15 protein-coding genes and 1 other annotated feature are annotated in these 17,989 nt (G+C 37.4%); of the genes, 13 read left to right on the top strand and 2 right to left on the bottom strand.

All coding sequences use genetic code 11. The features are described from left to right. The first annotated feature begins 45 nt into the window (after window positions 1-45). A complete protein-coding gene (locus BMX63_RS12155; RefSeq protein WP_093136008.1) occupies window positions 46-1,158 on the top strand; it encodes a site-2 protease family protein in 1,113 nt (370 codons plus the stop codon). Between the two features lie 79 nt (window positions 1,159-1,237). On the opposite strand, the gene sspI is transcribed toward BMX63_RS12155, so the two are convergent. Further along, window positions 1,238-1,450, bottom strand: a complete 213-nt coding sequence (gene sspI, locus BMX63_RS12150; protein WP_093136005.1) for a small acid-soluble spore protein SspI — start codon at window positions 1,448-1,450, stop codon at window positions 1,238-1,240. Window positions 1,451-1,559: 109 nt separating this feature from the next. Here sspI and BMX63_RS12145 point away from each other — a divergent pair, with 109 nt between their 5' ends. The 4 genes from BMX63_RS12145 to BMX63_RS12130 all read left to right on the top strand — a co-directional run bounded on the left by BMX63_RS12145 (window position 1,560) and on the right by BMX63_RS12130 (window position 7,143). Continuing rightward, window positions 1,560-2,315, top strand: coding sequence for a TrmH family RNA methyltransferase (locus BMX63_RS12145; protein WP_342732809.1), 756 nt, complete (start codon window positions 1,560-1,562; stop codon window positions 2,313-2,315). Window positions 2,316-2,365: 50 nt separating this feature from the next. Further along, window positions 2,366-2,609, top strand: a binding site (T-box leader). 101 nt (window positions 2,610-2,710) lie between these two features. Then, window positions 2,711-3,745 (top strand): phenylalanine--tRNA ligase subunit alpha, encoded by a 1,035-nt coding sequence (pheS, locus tag BMX63_RS12140; protein ID WP_093136001.1) that lies wholly within the window; start codon window positions 2,711-2,713, stop codon window positions 3,743-3,745. A gap of 15 nt (window positions 3,746-3,760) precedes the next feature. After that, window positions 3,761-6,193, top strand: a complete 2,433-nt coding sequence (gene pheT / locus BMX63_RS12135) for a phenylalanine--tRNA ligase subunit beta (RefSeq protein WP_093135999.1) — start codon at window positions 3,761-3,763, stop codon at window positions 6,191-6,193. Window positions 6,194-6,306: 113 nt separating this feature from the next. Next, a complete protein-coding gene (locus BMX63_RS12130; protein WP_220083831.1) occupies window positions 6,307-7,143 on the top strand; it encodes a hypothetical protein in 837 nt (278 codons plus the stop codon). A gap of 148 nt (window positions 7,144-7,291) precedes the next feature. On the opposite strand, the gene rnhC is transcribed toward BMX63_RS12130, so the two are convergent. Next, the gene (rnhC, locus tag BMX63_RS12125; RefSeq protein WP_093135995.1) at window positions 7,292-8,227 is read right to left on the bottom strand and encodes a ribonuclease HIII; all 936 of its coding nucleotides are present in this window, start codon (window positions 8,225-8,227) and stop codon (window positions 7,292-7,294) included. A 433-nt stretch (window positions 8,228-8,660) separates the two neighbouring features. On the opposite strand from rnhC, the gene zapA reads away from it, so the two are divergent. The 8 genes from zapA to BMX63_RS12085 all read left to right on the top strand — a co-directional run bounded on the left by zapA (window position 8,661) and on the right by BMX63_RS12085 (window position 17,974). Further along, window positions 8,661-8,933: a cell division protein ZapA gene (zapA, locus tag BMX63_RS12120; protein WP_093135993.1), complete on the top strand. Its 273-nt coding sequence runs from the start codon at window positions 8,661-8,663 to the stop codon at window positions 8,931-8,933. Beyond that, the gene (locus BMX63_RS12115; protein ID WP_093135991.1) at window positions 8,926-9,486 is read left to right on the top strand and encodes a CvpA family protein; all 561 of its coding nucleotides are present in this window, start codon (window positions 8,926-8,928) and stop codon (window positions 9,484-9,486) included. Before zapA ends, BMX63_RS12115 begins: the two co-directional genes overlap by 8 nt. Before the next feature lie 47 nt (window positions 9,487-9,533). Beyond that, entirely contained in the window at window positions 9,534-11,264 is a 1,731-nt protein-coding gene (polX, locus tag BMX63_RS12110; protein ID WP_093135989.1) for a DNA polymerase/3'-5' exonuclease PolX, read from the top strand. Window positions 11,265-11,271: 7 nt separating this feature from the next. Beyond that, window positions 11,272-13,626 carry an endonuclease MutS2 gene (locus BMX63_RS12105; protein WP_093135987.1) on the top strand — a complete coding sequence of 785 codons (2,355 nt, stop codon included), beginning with the start codon at window positions 11,272-11,274 and terminating at the stop codon, window positions 13,624-13,626. A gap of 24 nt (window positions 13,627-13,650) precedes the next feature. Next, the gene (locus BMX63_RS12100) at window positions 13,651-14,052 is read left to right on the top strand and encodes a DUF350 domain-containing protein (RefSeq protein ID WP_093135985.1); all 402 of its coding nucleotides are present in this window, start codon (window positions 13,651-13,653) and stop codon (window positions 14,050-14,052) included. A 675-nt stretch (window positions 14,053-14,727) separates the two neighbouring features. Further along, window positions 14,728-16,437 carry a long-chain-fatty-acid--CoA ligase gene (locus BMX63_RS12095; RefSeq protein WP_093135983.1) on the top strand — a complete coding sequence of 570 codons (1,710 nt, stop codon included), beginning with the start codon at window positions 14,728-14,730 and terminating at the stop codon, window positions 16,435-16,437. A 163-nt stretch (window positions 16,438-16,600) separates the two neighbouring features. After that, on the top strand, window positions 16,601-17,182 hold the full coding sequence (locus BMX63_RS12090; protein ID WP_093135981.1) for a fatty acid metabolism transcriptional regulator FadR: 582 nt from the start codon (window positions 16,601-16,603) through the stop codon (window positions 17,180-17,182). Between the two features lie 18 nt (window positions 17,183-17,200). Then, window positions 17,201-17,974: an enoyl-CoA hydratase gene (locus BMX63_RS12085; RefSeq protein WP_093135979.1), complete on the top strand. Its 774-nt coding sequence runs from the start codon at window positions 17,201-17,203 to the stop codon at window positions 17,972-17,974. The last annotated feature ends 15 nt before the right edge of the window (window positions 17,975-17,989 follow it).

Genomic DNA, 17,989 nt, shown 5'->3' with positions numbered 1-17,989 from the left:
AAATTATGGAAATATCATATGATATTTAAGGGGGAATTATATATTTTGGAGGCAAAAGCAAAAGCAAATAAAAGCATATGGGGCTGGCTTACAGTTGTTGGTTTATTTTTATTATCCAAGCTTAAATGGGTGGTTGGAATATTTAAGATTGGCAAATTCGCTACTCTCGGCTCGATGTTTGTCTCTCTTGGTGGATATGCGATGGTTTTTGGCTGGAAGTTTGCTCTCGCCATTGTTTATCTCATTTTTGTTCATGAAATGGGGCACTTGGCAGCTGCAAAAATGAAAGGAATCCCTACCAGTCCCGCTATTTTTCTTCCTTTTGTTGGTGCAATAATTGGAATTGACCCGAAAAACATTAAAAATGCAAAGCAGGAATTTTTTATAGCATATGGTGGCCCTTTGGCTGGCTTATTGTCTATCCTTCCTGCTGGTTTACTCTATTTGTTTACCTCAGATCCTTACTGGGGACTTGTGATCGAATTAGGAGCACTTATTAATTTATTTAATTTATTTCCGGTATCACCTTTGGATGGAGGACGGATCGTAACCGTTCTATCTACTAAAATCTGGTTAATAGGGTTGCTGATTCTTGTACCTATTATTTTTATTTCTCCAGATCCGATTTTATTTTTAATTCTTATTTTTGGAGCCATTACATGGTGGCATCGTTATCAGGAAAAAGATAAGACTAAACTGTTATCATCTGAACAAACATTTTTAACGGAGCTCGAGAATGAAAGAAAAGCAATGTTACAAATAGAAGAACGTGGTAATCGGATTATAATGTTGAAAAATCATCTGCTATATAAGCATAGAAAGCTGCAATCTTATTTACAACAGCATACGAATACATCGAAAAATAAAATAGAAATCAAGCAAGCTAAATTAAAAGAAGAATGGGTACAAAAAACAATGAACAAATTGGATTTTTATGAAGAAGAAGATTATCCGGTTTTTCAGGACCTGGCAGAAACCTATCAGACTCGACTAAAAGAGCTTGATGAAGAACTGGACCGACTCCAGACTTATTATGAAACCTCTTTAAAAACAAAGGTTATATCCCTTCTTCTATACCTTGGATTAATCTTATTTTTAGTTGTTTTCCTTTTATTGGGTATGGCAATATTAGAATACAATCAGCATCTGATCTTATAAGGAAAAATAAAGAAGTATGTGTTCTGTTAGTCGACACATACTTCTTTTTGGTGTTCTTTTACAAACGTTTTCTTTTGTGTTACTTATTTTTTAATCCATCTTCAATAACATCCAAAACGTCCTCTTTCTCTGATTCATCAGCATTCTTCCAGTATACTTCAAAAAGAACGCCTAAGCCTGGCAGGGTCTTTTCCTCTCCACCCTGAATGGCATCTACAATGGTTGCTTCTATTTCATCGGCACTGTTTCCTGAAACATTGTGAAGGACAGCTTTTCGTAAATCCAAATCCATCAAATGTCACCTCATTCTTTTCAACTTTGATAGGCATAGTTTGACCGTTTGTAAGAAAAATATGTATGATAAGAAGGATAAATAAGCATTTACTTACTAAAATGTGCGGGTGAGTGATTACATGATTGATTCATTACAAAATAAAAAAGTAAAGCGTTGGAATAAATTAAAACGAAAAAAAGAACGAATGAAAAACGGATCTTTTTTAATTGAAGGAGAGCATTTAATTGAAGAAGCCTTACATAGTGATTGGCAGATTAAAGAAATGATTATCAAAGAAGGCTATACTAGTAAAGTGCGAACAGCTGAAGATATTCCCATTATAGAAGTGAACGAAAAAGTATTTTCGGAGCTGACAAATACAGAAACCCCACAAGGTGTAATGGCTGAAGTGGAAATAAAGCAATCTCAAATTCCTGAAGAGGCTAAAAAGCTCGTTTTGTTTGATGCTGTTCAGGACCCGGGCAATCTCGGCACGATGATTCGTACAGCAGATGCATTTGGATTTGATGGAATTGTCTTAGGGAAGGGTTGTGTGGATTTATTTAATGATAAAGTGATTCGTTCTACACAAGGCTCATTGTTTCACCTTCCCATTTTGTTTGAAGACTTACCTTCTAAGATAGATGCTTTGAAAGGTGATGGGTTTTCGATATGGGTGACAGCCCTAAGAGATGCAATATCCATAGAGGAACAAGCTGTACCTGACAGAGTGGCGGTAATATTAGGAAATGAAGGCAATGGTGTGCAGGAGGAATTATTACATCAAGCAGATCAAAAGGTGTATATACCGATAAAAGGTCAAGCTGAATCGTTAAATGTAAGCATTGCTGCAGGGATTATGATGTACAAAATTCAACTGTAACTTGCAATTTTTATTCTTATTTTCTATAATATCATCATAACGAAAGATGAGAAAAAGCGTAGAAAGAGTCTAGTAAATCGTGATAAAGACGGTATCAAGGGAGAAAATGCCACAGACTGAAAGCATTTTTTGCCGCCTCATGATTGAAACTTCGCTCTGGAGCTGACGCCAGGACCTTGCTTTATGCAAGTAAAGGTGTACCGGTTTAATCCGTTATGAAAATGAAGTGGGCATACTACTATATACGTATGTCAACGAGGGTGGTAACACGGAATGTAAAGTCTCGTCCCTTTTTATTAAGGGATGGGGCTTTTTTTAATACGGCCTCGCACCTTTTTTGGCAGTATTTTATAAACCGTCTCATTACGCAAAGTCAAATTTAAGGAGGATGGAACATGAGAGAACGTCTTGAGGAATTAAAACAAGAGGCTTTAAGTAAAATTGTTGAAGCTAAGGATACCAAACAGTTACAGGAAATCCGCGTTTCTTACTTAGGAAAAAAAGGCCCCATAACTGAAGTTTTACGAGGGATGGGAAAGCTTCCAAAAGAAGAAAGGCCGGTTATTGGGCAATTAGCCAATGAGGTGCGTGAAGTCATTTCAAAAGAATTAGATGCCAAACAGGAACAATTAGATCAGGAAGCACTGGAAGCGAAGTTGGCGGAGGAATCCATTGATGTTACCCTCCCTGGTTATCAGCAGCCATCAGGTGGACCTCACTTATTAACCAAGCTGATAGAAGATATAGAAGATTTATTTATTGGCATGGGATTTGAAGTTGCAGAAGGTCCAGAAGTAGAACAGGATTACTATAATTTTGAGGCGCTGAATCTTCCAAAAGGTCACCCTGCTCGAGATATGCAGGATTCCTTTTATATTACAGAGGAACTGTTAATGCGTACCCATACATCCCCTGTTCAGGCAAGAACGATGGAAAAGCATAAAGGGAAAGGACCTGTGAAAATCATTTGTCCTGGTAAAGTATATAGGCGTGATACAGACGATGCAACACACTCCCACCAATTTACACAAATTGAGGGATTGTATGTTGATGAAAATGTACGCATGAGCGACTTAAAAGGCGTATTAAATTCCTTTGCCAAGCAAATATTTGGACAAAATCGTGAAATTCGCCTTCGTCCCAGCTTTTTCCCGTTTACAGAACCATCTGTTGAAATGGATATTTCCTGTAAAATGTGTCATGGAGAGGGATGCTCGGTTTGTAAGCATTCAGGCTGGATTGAAATTTTAGGAGCAGGTATGGTTCATCCGAATGTATTACGTATGGCAGGATTTGATTCAGAAATATATTCCGGCTTTGCTTTTGGAATGGGACCAGAACGAATTGCCATGTTGAAATATGGAATTGAAGATATAAGACATTTCTATACGAATGATGTTCGCTTCTTAAAACAATTCCATCATGCATAAAGGAGGAAATGGAGAATGCTTTTATCATTAAATTGGTTAAAACAATATGTTGATCTTGATGATATATCCCCGGATGATTTGGCCGAAAAAATTACAAAAGGCGGAATTGAAGTTGACGGTGTTGAAACGTTTGGGGAAGGTTTGAAAAATATCGTTGTCGGTTATGTGAAGTCCTGTGAACAGCATTCAAATGCTGATAAGCTGAATGTATGTCAGGTGGATGTTGGAGATGAAGAATTACAGATTATTTGTGGTGCCCCTAACGTAGCGACAGGTCAAAAAGTGGTTGTTGCCAAGCCGGGTGCCAGACTTCCAGGCGGAATGAAAATTAAAAAGACAAAGCTTCGCGGTGAAGTATCAAATGGGATGATTTGTTCACTTCAGGAGCTTGGGATTGATCAAAAATTTATTCAAAAGGAATTTGAAGATGGCATTTTTGTCTTTCCAGAGGATACTGAAGTTGGAAGCAATGCGGTTGATTTACTAAATTTGAATGATACTATTTTAGATTTAGATATTACACCAAATCGGGCAGATAGCTTTAGTATGATGGGAATGGCTTATGAAGTTGCGGCTATTTTAGACAAAGACCTTCACCTGCCTGAAGTTGAAGTCAATCGAATCGATGAAAAAGCAGAGGATTATGTGAAAGTCCGTGTAGAGGATGCGGATTTGAACCCTTATTATGGCGCCTATATCGTAAAAAACATCAAAATTGGACCATCTCCATTATGGATGCAAAATCGCCTGATTGCCGCTGGAATTCGTCCGATAAATAATGTTGTCGATATTACAAACTATGTACTTATGGAATATGGACAGCCACTTCATGCCTTTGACTTTAACCGGTTTGGTTCAAATGAAGTTGTCGTTAGAAGAGCACGTAATGGAGAAACCATGACAACGTTAGATGGGGAAGAACGGAATTTACAGAAAGACCATCTTCTCATTACAAACGGTAAAGAAGGAATGGCTCTTGCAGGTGTTATGGGAGGAGTAGATTCCGAGGTTAAGGATGACACGTCTACAATTTTAGTAGAAGCTGCGTATTTTAATCCTCTAACGGTTCGGAAGGCCGCCAAAGATCACGGACTTCGCAGTGAATCCAGTATACGATTTGAACGGGGAGTAGATCCTAATCGGGTTAAGGAAGCAGGTCTTCGAGCATGTCAGCTTATGCAGAAATATGCAGGTGGAGAGGTGTTAGAAGGTATTGCGGAATTTGATGAGCAAGCTGTTGAACAATCCATCGTTGAATTCGATGCTAAAACCATTAATCGTCGCCTTGGAACAGCTATTTCTGTTGAAGAAATGAAAAATATTTTACATCGTCTTCGCTTTTCATTTGAGGAAGCAGATGCTCACTTTACGGTTTACGCTCCATCTCGTCGAGGTGACATTCAAATTGTAGAAGATATGTTGGAGGAGATTGCCAGAATTTACGGATATGATCAGCTCCCTTATACATTGCCTGAAGGGACCTCTAATGCTGGCGGTTTAACTACAAAACAAAAATTAAAACGAAGCATTCACCGCTATATGCAAAGTGCTGGACTAAACGAAGCAATGACCTATTCACTAACAAAAGAAGAGAATACAGCTAAATTTATGGATCAATATATCCGTGCTCTACAGCCAAAAGCAGTTAAGCTAGCAATGCCGATGAGTGAAGCCCATAGTCATTTGCGTTTAAGCATTTTGCCTGAGCTTTTATCTAGTGTTCAATACAATTTAGCCCGCCGGCAACAGAATGTAGCACTTTATGAATTAGGATCCATTTATGTAAATAAGGAAGAGAACATTTCTAAACAGCCAGATGAACAGCTTCGCCTTAGTGCGGCCATTACAGGTATCTGGGTTAACCAGCAATGGCAAAAGGAAGTGAAGACTGTAGACTTCTATGTCCTAAAAGGTGTAGTAGAAGGATTGTTAGATCTACTTGATATTCAACATGCTTCTTTTGAATCACTAAAAATGGAGCAAATGCATCCAGGCAGAACCGCGGCGATTCTGGTTCAGGATGAACATGTTGGCTTTATCGGACAAATCCATCCAGCTGTACAAAAAGATATGGATCTTACAGACACCTACGTTTTTGACTTGGATGTAGATCGGCTATTAGAGGTAGCCATGGAGAACGAAGGATCTTATGAACCCATTCCACGCTATCCATCTGTTTCACAGGATTTAGCTTTTGTTGTGGATGAAGAAATACCAGCTAAACGTATCATGGATGTAATTTCAGATGCAGGGAAACCATATCTTAAAGATATTCAAGTGTTTGACATCTATCAAGGTGAGCACATGGATGCAGGGAAAAAATCAATTGCCTTTAGTGTTCGATTCCAGGACCCTGAGGCTACCCTTAAGGATGAGCAGGTAGAAGAAGCACGTAAACAAATTGTTAATACAGTTGAAGATAGCTTCCATGCAGTGCTAAGAGGTTAATTATACATGAAAAATGGCCTTAATAAGGAATGCCTTATTAGGGCCATTTTCATCAAAAAACTCATAGTTTTCCTCCATCAGACAGATACTACATAAAAACATTTAAAGAAACGATGGTGGATATGAAACGCATCAGCAGTCGAAATACATGGCCATATCTTATTTTAGGGGTTATACAAAGTCTTCTTTTACTTTTTACCTTTTACAAATATAACAATAAAAAACAATTGATTGTTCTGGTTCTTTCTTGTGTAGGGTTTGCATGTATATTTGAATTTGTGAATTTAAATTATCTCAGAGCTTATCAATATAAGCCCAGGTTTTTAAAAAATCCCTATCTCGACAATATTTTTGGGGCAATCCTATCACAAGTGATTTATATTCCTTTTACCGCTGTTTTTCTTTCGGCTTTCCAGGCTGGATGGAAACTAAAATTCTTTTTCACTGCCTACTTTGCTTTTATTGAACTCACGTTTATCTATATGAAAGTATATCAGCATAACTGGTGGAAACTTATTTACACGGTAATATTGATTCCGACATTTTTTAAACTTAGTGATGTATGGTTGTTTTTCTTAAAGCGAAAAAATGTCGTTGTTCGTTTATTGTCACTATTTTGTATGTCGACAGCTACAACTGTAAATATATTGTTTGGATTAACTGCCAGTAGTAAGATTCGATTCAAACCAGGAAAAACCTTTACATGGCATAATCACTTTAAAATAGAACCGCTATATGCATTGACGATTTCTTTTGTTTCTACTCTTTTCATTAAGCTTTTTAAAGAAAGAACAGCAAGTGTTAGTTCTTTTTTGGCTTTAAAAGCGGTGGACTATGTTATGAATCAACTCCATGTCATCCAAACGATTCAAAATAAATGGCTGCACAATTTTTATCATCTATTCATTATTGTTATGACAAGGTACTATTATCGCTTAATTTATAAGTAGGCTTCTATGGATGTACATCCATTATCTTCAATAGTCATTCATTCCGAGTAAAGAATCTTACTTCATGTGATTTTTGTGTATTCTGCTTATGTGGTTGGGCGTAACCGGTTTCTTCTGTCCAATTGTTCTCGCAGGTTCTAGTTGATTTTTAGGTGTTACGTTTATTTTTCAACAAGTTTTCTGCCTTTTGATAAGTAGAAAAATGAATTTTGGAGCAATCATGAAGGGTTTGTTTCCCCTTCTTTTGGATAATTCTTGCTGCTTGTTCATCTACTTTTTTACTGGCACCTTTTGGAAGGTGAAACCCGATTTCCCGGGATAGTTGGTCCATTTCTTTTACAAACTTAGCCCGGGCAATAATAGAAGCAGCAGCAACCGCTATAGAGTAACTCTCTGCCTTAGTCATAAAATGAAATTGGTTAGGCATGCGTTTTTGTTCCGAAGCCAAATGTCGTTTGAATACATGGGGCTCGGAAAACTGATCGACGAGAATGCCTTTAAGCTGGGACGTATCCATTTTCTGTCTAACTTTCATGATGGCGTGATAATGAAGCATGACCTTCATTTTCCCTTGTGTCCATCCCTTTTGCTGCAAATGATTATATTTTTGATTATGTAATACCATTAAACTGTAGGGGATTTCTGCCTGTCTTATTTTTTTAGCAAGTTCCATAATCTTATCATCTGACATCGTTTTCGAATCCCCTACCCCTAATTCTTTTAATAAAGGTATCTTAGTCTCTTCAACATAGGCTGCTGCTGTTGTTAAAGGCCCAAAAAAGTCACCGGAACCTGCCTCATCTGAACCGATATGACTTTGGTTAACAAAGGAGGGAATCTGCCGGTCTGGTTTTGTTTGATATTTCTGCTGTGTATTCTTTGAACTACCCCATTTATTAGCCTCTATTTCATGGTTTTTTCCTTGAAATAAAACTTTTCCGGATTTATAAGCGGTAATCGCACAACCGTTTACTTTGGCGGCAAAAAAAGTGTGTACAGGCGGATCAGGCTTTAATTGATCCTTATAGTATTCTTGCATTTTATATAAAACGTCTTTTGAAGCCTTCATTACGCTTTGCGACATAAATATACTCCTTTTTCTAAAATCTACATTGAACAACATCTACTTTTTTATCGTTTTCTCATCGTTTGTTATTCTTCTGACGCAGGTGAAATATACTACGTTCTGGTGATGAGCTGTGAACCTCTTCGCTTCACACCAGACTACTCTTCCCGCAGGAAAAAGAATGCTTCGATGCTTTTACATAGTACGAGAAAAATGTGTATAATTTTATGAGAAGTCTTCGGATAATTGGCCTGTTGTATAGCGTGCTATCAATGAATTGACTTTTTTTAAGAAAACGCTTCTTTAGAAAACGGCCAAACGGAAAGACTTTTTACATATGTTTTATTATATCAAATGAAATCTTTCTGCCTATTCTATTATTGTTTGATTTCCATCTTTTAAAATTCGTGTTAATATATTTTTTAGGATGTAAAATAAGGGGGCTTTGTAAGTGTCTCATTCAGATCAAAATAAAACAACGGTATACATTCATAATAGAAAATATACGATTGTTGGAGATGAACCTCCCCATCAAATACAACTTATTGCCGATATGGTAGATGAAAAAATGAGAGAAATTCAAGAAACCAATCCGCGACTGGATACAGCAAAATTAGCTGTATTAACGGCTGTAAATACGATGAATGATTATATACAATTAAAAGAAGAAAATCGATTGCTTGCTGAGCAAATGAGAAGAGGGGAACGGAGAAAAAATGGTTGACATCATACTTCTTGCGATGCTACTGGTTGGACTTCTTGTTGGCCTGAAACGAGGTTTTATTATGCAGGTTCTTCATCTAACCGGTTTTATCGTTGCTTTTATAATTGCCGTATTATACTACGACAATCTGGCACCAATCTTAAACATGTGGATTCCTTATCCTGATTTTGGACAAGAGGGATTTGGTGCTTTCTTTCAAAATATGCCTTTAGAAACAGCCTTTTATAATGGTATAGCTTTTGTTATTTTATTCTTTATCGTAAAGATTATATTACAAATCATCGCCAATATGCTTGATTTTGTGGCTGATTTACCTATTTTGCATAGCTTAAATGGTTTGTTGGGTGCTATTTTAGGCTTCGTTGAGACATACTTTATAATGTTTATTATTCTTTATTTTGCTGCGCTTATTCCGATTGACTTTATTCAACAATATGTAGGTGATTCATTGATTGCTCAATTTATGGTTGAGCATACACCGTTATTCTCTGAGCAAATTACGAATTTGTGGGATAATCACATCTCAGAGGCTTTACAAAACTTCTCCGACTAGAGAGAAGTTTTTTCTTTACCGGAAATGATAAAAAGCAGGTGATAGATATGAATGTAAATAAAAAACAGGTTATTCAATTATTAGAAAAAATTGCTGTATATCTTGAGTTAAAAGCGGAAAATCCATTTAAAATTTCAGCTTATCGAAAAGCAGCCCAGGCTTTGGAAACAGACGATCGCTCCCTTTCAGAGATGGATGATTTTACAAAGATGAAAGGAATCGGCAAAGGAACGGCCGCTGTTATTCAGGAGTTTATTGACAATGGACATTCTGATACGCTAAGACAGCTTGAGGAAGAGGTTCCAGCAGGTCTGATTCCATTATTGGACCTGCAGGGATTAGGAGGAAAAAAGCTTGCTAAGCTTTATCAGGAGTTGAATGTAATCGATGCTCAATCGTTAAAAGAAGCTTGCGAAAATGGCCAAGTAGAAGCTCTTAGTGGATTTGGAAAGAAAACGGCCGAAAAAATCCTTAAAGCTTTAGAGGATCAATCAAAAAGACCAGAAAGATTGCCCATTGTATTTATGCTTCCGATTGTAGAAAGAATTGAAAAAGAGCTTGAAAATTTTCAGCATGTTGTTCAATTTTCTAGGGCTGGAAGTATTCGAAGATATAAGGAAACCATAAAGGATTTAGATTTTATTATTTCCACCAATCATCCTGAAAAAGTCAAAAATCAATTGCTTGATTTGGATAATATTGAGCATGTGGAGGCAGCAGGTTCTACAAAAGTAACCATTATTTTAAATGAAGGCTATGAAGTTTCAGTAGATTTCAGGCTTGTTGAGCCTCAGGAATTTGTTACTACTCTGCACCATTTCACCGGTTCAAAGGATCACAATGTATCCATGCGACAAATAGCGAAGGAAAAAAACGAGAAAATTAGTGAGTATGGTGTAGAGGATATGGATATAGGAGAAATCTTTACCTTTGAAAGTGAGAAGGAATTTTTCCACCATTTTGGTTTAGAATACATCCCTCCTGAACTTCGGGAAAATACTGGGGAAATCGAAGAAGCGAAGGAACCTATTTCAATCATTTCCCATGAGGATATCCGGGGAGATTTGCATATGCACACGACATGGAGTGATGGTGCTCAATCTTTAGAAGAAATGGTTAACAGGGCTAGAGAAAAAGGATACTCCTTTATTGCCATAACAGATCACTCGAAGTATCTACGAGTTGCTAATGGACTTAACGAAGAGCGGCTCAGAAAACAGCGGGAAGAGATCAACCGTGTTAATGCAAAATATGATGATATCCATGTGTTTGCAGGAATTGAAATGGACATTTTGCCAGATGGTTCTTTAGATTTTTCCGAAGACTTTCTTAAAGAAATGGATTTTGTTATTGCTTCTATTCATTCTAGCTTCACCCAATCCAGAGATAAAATTATGCAGCGTTTAAAGAATGCGATGGATTGTCCTTATGTGAATTTAATCGCCCATCCAACAGGTAGATTAATTGGCAAAAGGTCTGGTTATGAAGTAGACTATGAAGAGCTTATTCAATACGCTAAAAAAACCAATACAGCTTTAGAATTAAATGCAAATCCTAACCGTTTGGATTTAGCCTGGAATTGGTTGATGAAAGCGCAGGATGAAGGTGTTCGAATCGCTATAAATACAGATGCTCACAGCTATAATATGTTAGAAGATATGTCAATTGGGGTAAGCTTTGCAAGAAAAGGAAAACTAAAGCCGGAAACCGTATTAAATACGTGGTCAACAGATAAATTAGCCGAATTGATCACAAAAGGAAAAATCTTAAAGGAGTAAAGGCAACATGAATGATAGAGTCTTGAAAACACTTGAATTCGATAAAATGAAAGATCAGCTAATTAGCTTTGCCGGATCATCTTTAGGCAAAGAAAAAGCTTCAAAGCTCTACCCTTCAAGTCAATTAACAGAGGCAGTGAGATGGCAGGAAGAAACCGATGAAGCAAGACAAGTTTTACGATTGAAAGGACAGATTCCCTTAGGTGGCATTTTTGATATTCGTCCCCATGTAAAACGATCCAGTATCGGAGGAATCTTAACCGCTTTTGAATGTCTTGATGTGGCCAGTACAATGAGAGCTGGTAAAGTGATTAAGCAATTTATAGCAGATATTGAAGAAGAAGATCTCTCACTTCCAATACTTAGGGATTTAACGGAGCAGGTTGTGGTGCTAAATGAGTTAGAACGAAATATCAAGTCGTGTATTGATGATCATGGCCACGTTATGGATGGGGCCAGCGAAGCGCTCCGTTATATTCGTACTAAAATACGCTCCCACGAAAACAGTGTCAGGGACAGATTAGAACAATATACAAAGTCCAGAAGTAAAATGCTGTCCGATGCTATTGTTACCATTCGAAATGATCGATATGTTCTTCCCGTAAAACAGGAATATCGGGGCTCTTTTGGAGGGATTGTACACGATCAATCCTCTTCTGGAGCTACATTATTTGTTGAACCACAGTCTGTTGTGGAATTAAATAATAAATTACAAGCTGCAAAAGTAGAAGAAAAGCAGGAAATGGAGAAAATTTTGCAGGAATTGTCTGCTCACATCGCTAATGACCAAGGATTTATTTTACAAAATGTTCAGGTATTACAAAAAATCGATTTCATGGCAGCTAAGGCCAAATTTAGTAAAGAGGTGGATGCTGCTAAACCTGCAATGAATGACCAAGGATTTATTAAAATGAAACAGGCACGCCATCCACTAATAGACCCGGATGAAGTGATACCTAACGATGTGGAAATTGGAAAGGATTATACCTCAATTGTCATTACAGGTCCTAATACAGGTGGTAAAACGGTTACATTAAAAATGATTGGCTTATGTACCCTTATGGCACAGTCAGGTTTACAGGTCCCTGCTTTAGACGGCTGTGAGATGGCTGTATTTGATGATGTATTTGCCGATATTGGAGATGAACAGTCCATTGAGCAAAGCCTGAGTACTTTCTCATCACATATGACCAATATTGTGGACATTTTAAAAGGGGTACATGAAAAGACTCTTGTTCTATTTGATGAGTTAGGAGCTGGAACAGACCCCCAGGAGGGGGCTGGCCTTGCGATGGCTATATTAGATGAAGTCATTTCCAGAAATGCAAGAGTTATTGCAACAACACACTATCCTGAATTAAAGGCTTATGGATTTAATCGGGAAGGAGTTATGAATGCTTCTGTAGAATTTGATGTTAAAACCCTGCGCCCTACCTATCGATTATTATTAGGGGTCCCTGGCCGCAGTAATGCTTTTGAAATATCCAGAAGGCTTGGATTAGATGAAAATGTAATTAACCATGCTAAATCACTAACCGGGCAGGATTCACAAAGTGTAGAAAATATGATTGCTTCACTTGAAGAGGCTCGTAAAAAAGCAGATGAGGACTACGAGCAGGCTGAAGCGATTTTGAATGAATCTTATCAGCTTCGAAAGGATTTAGAAGAGAAGTGGCGTCAGTTCGAGCAAAGAAAAGATAAGCTGTGGGAAAAAGCGGAACGAAAGGCAGAAAAGGAAGTTACCAAGGCTCGAAAAGAAGCTGAAGAAATTATAGAAAAATTACAGAACATGAAAAACAATGCCGAGGTTAAAGAACACGAGCTTATTGATGCCAAAAAACAACTATCTGAAGCCTATGTCCATTTAACTGAGGAGCAAAAAGATCAGACGATTGAACAGAAGGATGATACGAAAGAGCTTGAACCAGGAGATGAAGTTAAAGTTAAGTCATTAAATCAACAGGGATCTATAGTTGAAAAAACTGGTGATAAAGACTATCAAGTTCAGCTTGGTATGATGAAGGTGAAAGCAAAACGCGATAATTTACTATTTGTGAAACGACCAGAGCCTGTAAAAGAAGAGAAACCTACAACCAGTGTAAAAGGCAGATCCTATCATGTAAAAACAGAGCTTGATTTAAGGGGCAAACGTTATGAAGATGCTCTGCAGGAGTTAGAAAAATATGTTGATAATGCCTTACTCGCGGGTTACCCCCGTGTATCCATTATTCATGGAAAAGGAACAGGTGCTTTACGGAAGGGTGTACAAAAATTTGCGGAGCGCCACCCGTCAATTACAAGTCAGCGACTGGGTGGAATGAGTGAAGGGGGTTCAGGTGTAACCGTACTAGAATTAGGATAGATAGGATCGAGGAGGAAGCGACTTATGTTTTGGGAAAATCCATTTGTGGAAACAGCAGCAAGGTACAGTGTAGTTATTCTTTGTTTAATCGTGTTTATGGCTGTATTCGAACTCGTTACGAAATATAATAACTGGAAGGAAATTAAAAAGGGGAACTTTTCGGTTGCAATGGCAACAGGAGGTAAGATCTTTGGTATTGTGAACATTTTTCGTTTTTCATTTGAACATAATGATTCCCTGTTGGAAAGCATTGGCTGGGGGATATATGGCTTTATACTATTATTAATTGGATACTTTATATTCGAATTTTTGACGCCAACCTTTAAAATTGATGAAGAAATTCAGAATGATAACCGCGCAGTTGGTTTTATCTCCCTTATTATTTCCATAGGATTATCGTTTGTGGTAGGGGCAAATATCATTTAAGGAGAAGTAAGCTATGAAACAATTAGCCATCGTACTCATGATTGTAGGGATTATCTTTTTAGTAGTAGGCGTTGTTTATTTGGTGACCGCTTAGAACATTTATATAAAGATTATTACATTAGGGGATATTAGCATAGACTGTATCCCTGTTTTATATAAAATCATATGGAAGGAAGTTAGGGGCATCGGCAGGGGGGCGAGAATCCCTCATGAGCAATCTCAAGCGGGAGCTGAAGGACAAAGAATATGATTTTTATGAAGGAAGTGTCCTTCATGGAAGATATGAAGAACAAAAGAATATATAATCAGCCAAAAATGTCTTTCATTTGAATAATGAAAGACAAAATTTTGATTAAACACCTTTTCTTTGTCCTTCATACGAATGATGAAAGACAAATCTCTGTAAAAATAAAGATTATTGTCCTTCATTCAGACAACCGGTATTCTTCATAGGCAGTCTGGGCAGAGCAAGGCCCTTTCGTTATTCTTATGTCCAGCTACGGCTCCTGGGGCATAGTGGAGGTAAGCCAAAGTCCTTCCGTGACCAAACCCACTCCGTGTTTTCGTCTCATCACCTGATCACCAGCCTTCGCTTTTCTATCTGTGAAAAATATTTTAAATTATCTTTCAATTTGTATATAATAAGGGATAGAGATTAGAAAAGGAGGCTTTTTAATGGGAGAGGATACAAGGTTATGGTATCAGCATTATCCAGAAGAAATTGCTACTTCAATCGATTACGATGAAAAACCACTTCACGAAATTCTTCAAGATACGACAAAAAAGTACCCAAAATTGCAAGCGCTTCATTTTATGGGGAAAGAATTAACCTTCCAACAGCTTTGGATTCAGACTGAAAGAGTAGCCGGCTATTTACAGAGTTTAGGCTTAAAAAAAGGGGATAGGGTAGCGATAATGCTGCCAAATTCACCCCAATCCGTTATCGGTTATTATGCAGCGATGATGGCTGGAGCGACCGTTGTGCAAACAAATCCTTTGTACACGGAAAGAGAGCTTGAGTATCAATTAAAAGATTCAGGTGCAAAGATGATTATTTGCCTGGATGTTTTGTTTCCAAGAGTGAAAAAAGTAAAGGAAAGAACGGACTTAGAGCATATCATCGTCACCGGTATAAAAGATTATCTTCCCTTTCCAAAAAATCTTGCCTATCCATTTATCCAGAAGAAAGAGTACGGTAAATTTGAAAAGCCTTTACACGGCAGTTATGGCGGCCATGTTCACCAATGGGTTCATCTATTAAAAGAATCCATTCGTAATGTTGAGAAAGTGGAGGTAAATCCTAAAGAAGATATTGCATTACTCCAATATACAGGTGGAACCACTGGATATCCTAAGGGTGTAATGCTCACTCACTTTAATTTAGTCGCCAATACGCAAATGTCACAGCAGTGGATTTATAAAATTAAACAAGGAGAGGATATTACACTAGGTGTGCTTCCGTTTTTCCATGTATACGGAATGACAGCAGTTATGAATCTATCCATTATGATGGCAACAAAAATGATTCTGATACCGCAATTTCATGCTGAGGATATTTTAAAGATTATTGAAAAAGAGAAACCAACCTTATTTCCAGGTGCTCCAACGATATATATCGGACTTCTTAACCATCCAAAATTAAAGGATTACGATATATCCTCCATAAAGGCTTGTATTAGTGGGTCAGCTCCATTGCCTGTAGAAGTACAAGAAAAATTTGAAAAAGAAACAGGTGGCAAACTCGTCGAAGGATATGGATTAACGGAATCTTCACCAATCACACATGCGAATCTTCTTTGGGATAAACGGGTAAATGGCAGTATTGGTCTTCCTTGGCCGGATACGGACGCGAAAATTTTTGATAGTGCAGAAAATATGGAAGAAATGGAAATTGGTGAAGTTGGAGAGTTGGCAGTAAAAGGCCCACAAGTGATGAAGGGGTATTGGAATCGGCCTGAAGAAACAGAGAAAGTGTTAAAGGATGGTTGGTTGTTTACTGGAGATATGGGTTATATGGATGAGGAAGGCTTTTTCTATATTGTTGATCGAAAGAAGGATATGATTATTGCTGGTGGATACAATATTTACCCACGTGAAGTAGAAGAAGTATTGTATGAACATGAAGCGATACAGGAAGTTACAGTAGCAGGAATTCCAGATCCTTATCGCGGAGAAACCGTAAAAGCCTATGTTGTGCTGAAAGAAGGAAGCAACGTTACTGAAGAGCAGCTAAATAAGTTTTGTCGAAAAAGCCTGGCAGCTTATAAAGTTCCGAGAATATATGAGTTTAGAGATGAACTGCCAAAGACTGCGGTAGGAAAAATATTAAGGAGACAATTAATTGAAGAAGAAAAAGCAAAGCAGGAAAATCAACAGTCTGTTTAATCCATTATTCCATAGAAATGTTCCCCTTATTATTGACAGTAATAAAAATTCCATTTAAAATGTAAATGAATGACCATTCATTCATTTATTGAAAAGTGATTTTCATTTTAGTACGATTATTGTGGAATAATATATCACTTTTCTTAAATGTAAGGAGAACATTATGAAGAAAAACAAACCTAAGTACAAGCAAATTATTGACGCAGCAGTTGAAGTTATAGCAGAAAATGGATACCATGCCTCACAGGTTTCCAAAATTGCTAAAAAAGCTGGAGTAGCTGATGGAACTATCTATCTTTATTTCCGTAATAAGGAAGACATTTTAGTTTCCTTGTTTCAGGAGAAGATGGGGAATTTTATTGAAAAAATTAAAGAAGATACGGAGAAAAAAACAAGTGCAGATGAAAAACTACGTACATTAATTGAAATGCACTTTAGCCGTTTGGCAAGTAATCATCATTTAGCTGTTGTGACTCAGCTGGAACTAAGACAATCGAATAAAGATTTACGTCTGAAAATTAACGATGTTTTAAAGGGCTATCTGGAAATTATTGATGATATTCTTAATGAAGGTATTGAGGAAGGTCTCTTTCATCCGGAATTAAATATAAAACTCGTTCGCCAGATGATTTTTGGTACATTAGACGAGGTGGTAACAAATTGGGTGATGAAGGAAGAAAAATATGATCTTATTTCACAAACAAATGATGTTCACTACTTAATCACGAATGGATTAAAAAAATAATTTAAGAGGGGGCGGGAGATGGTGGATCATTTGGTCTATCAAGTAGAAGGAAACAAAGGCCTGATTACTTTTAATAGTCCACCTGCTAATGCCCTTTCCTCCAAACTTTTGGATGAACTGTCACACACTTTAGATCAAATGGAAAAAAATCCAAAGGTAAAAGCAATTGTTATTCGAGGGGAAGGGAAGTTCTTTTCAGCAGGTGCTGATATTAAAGAATTTACACAAGTTGATAATGATGACTATACTTCATTAGCAAAGAAAGGCCAGCAGATTTTTAATAGGATAGAGCATTTCCATATTCCGATTGTTGCTTCTATTCATGGTGCTGCATTGGGAGGTGGTCTGGAATTAGCTATGGCTTGTCATTTAAGGATAGTTACGAAAAATGCCAAGCTGGGTTTGCCTGAAACAACTTTAGGTATCATTCCAGGTTTTGGAGGAACCCAGCGCTTACCTCGTTATGTTGGTTTACCTAAAGCCTATGAAATGGTCTTAACAGGTGATCCGATAAGTGGTGAAGAAGCAGTTCAGTGGCAATTAGCCAATTATTCTGTTTCTGAGGAGGAATTAGAGGAACATACAGAGAAACTAGTTAATAGACTAGTAGACAAAAGCAGACCATCCGTCCAGGCAGTAATGAAATTATTACCTTATGCACATACTTCCCAATTTCAAAAAGGTGTTGATGAAGAGGCAACACAATTTGGACATATTTTTGGAACAGATGGAGCAAAGGAAGGCATTCAGGCTTTTATTGAGAAGAGGAAGCCCAATTTTAAAGATGAATAGATCTGAGGAGGTAAT

It is taken from the genome of Salinibacillus kushneri, assembly GCF_900111405.1.
In the GTDB taxonomy this organism is placed as follows: Bacteria; Bacillota; Bacilli; order Bacillales; family Alkalibacillaceae; genus Salinibacillus; species Salinibacillus kushneri.
Note: the sequence above shows the minus strand (reverse complement) of the source record. Positions and strands in the feature narration are given on the sequence as shown.

Bases quoted from the DNA above. Each gene is read 5' to 3' on its own strand.
- sspI (WP_093136005.1), bottom strand. From the start codon at position 1,450: ATGGATTTGGATTTACGAAAAGCTGTCCTTCACAATGTTTCAGGAAAC.
- pheS (WP_093136001.1), top strand. From the start codon at position 2,711: ATGAGAGAACGTCTTGAGGAATTAAAACAAGAGGCTTTAAGTAAAATT.
- pheT (WP_093135999.1), top strand. From the start codon at position 3,761: ATGCTTTTATCATTAAATTGGTTAAAACAATATGTTGATCTTGATGAT.
- BMX63_RS12130 (WP_220083831.1), top strand. From the start codon at position 6,307: ATGGTGGATATGAAACGCATCAGCAGTCGAAATACATGGCCATATCTT.
- rnhC (WP_093135995.1), bottom strand. From the start codon at position 8,227: ATGTCGCAAAGCGTAATGAAGGCTTCAAAAGACGTTTTATATAAAATG.
- BMX63_RS12115 (WP_093135991.1), top strand. From the start codon at position 8,926: ATGGTTGACATCATACTTCTTGCGATGCTACTGGTTGGACTTCTTGTT.
- polX (WP_093135989.1), top strand. From the start codon at position 9,534: ATGAATGTAAATAAAAAACAGGTTATTCAATTATTAGAAAAAATTGCT.
- BMX63_RS12105 (WP_093135987.1), top strand. From the start codon at position 11,272: ATGAATGATAGAGTCTTGAAAACACTTGAATTCGATAAAATGAAAGAT.
- BMX63_RS12100 (WP_093135985.1), top strand. From the start codon at position 13,651: ATGTTTTGGGAAAATCCATTTGTGGAAACAGCAGCAAGGTACAGTGTA.
- BMX63_RS12095 (WP_093135983.1), top strand. From the start codon at position 14,728: ATGGGAGAGGATACAAGGTTATGGTATCAGCATTATCCAGAAGAAATT.
- BMX63_RS12090 (WP_093135981.1), top strand. From the start codon at position 16,601: ATGAAGAAAAACAAACCTAAGTACAAGCAAATTATTGACGCAGCAGTT.
- BMX63_RS12085 (WP_093135979.1), top strand. From the start codon at position 17,201: ATGGTGGATCATTTGGTCTATCAAGTAGAAGGAAACAAAGGCCTGATT.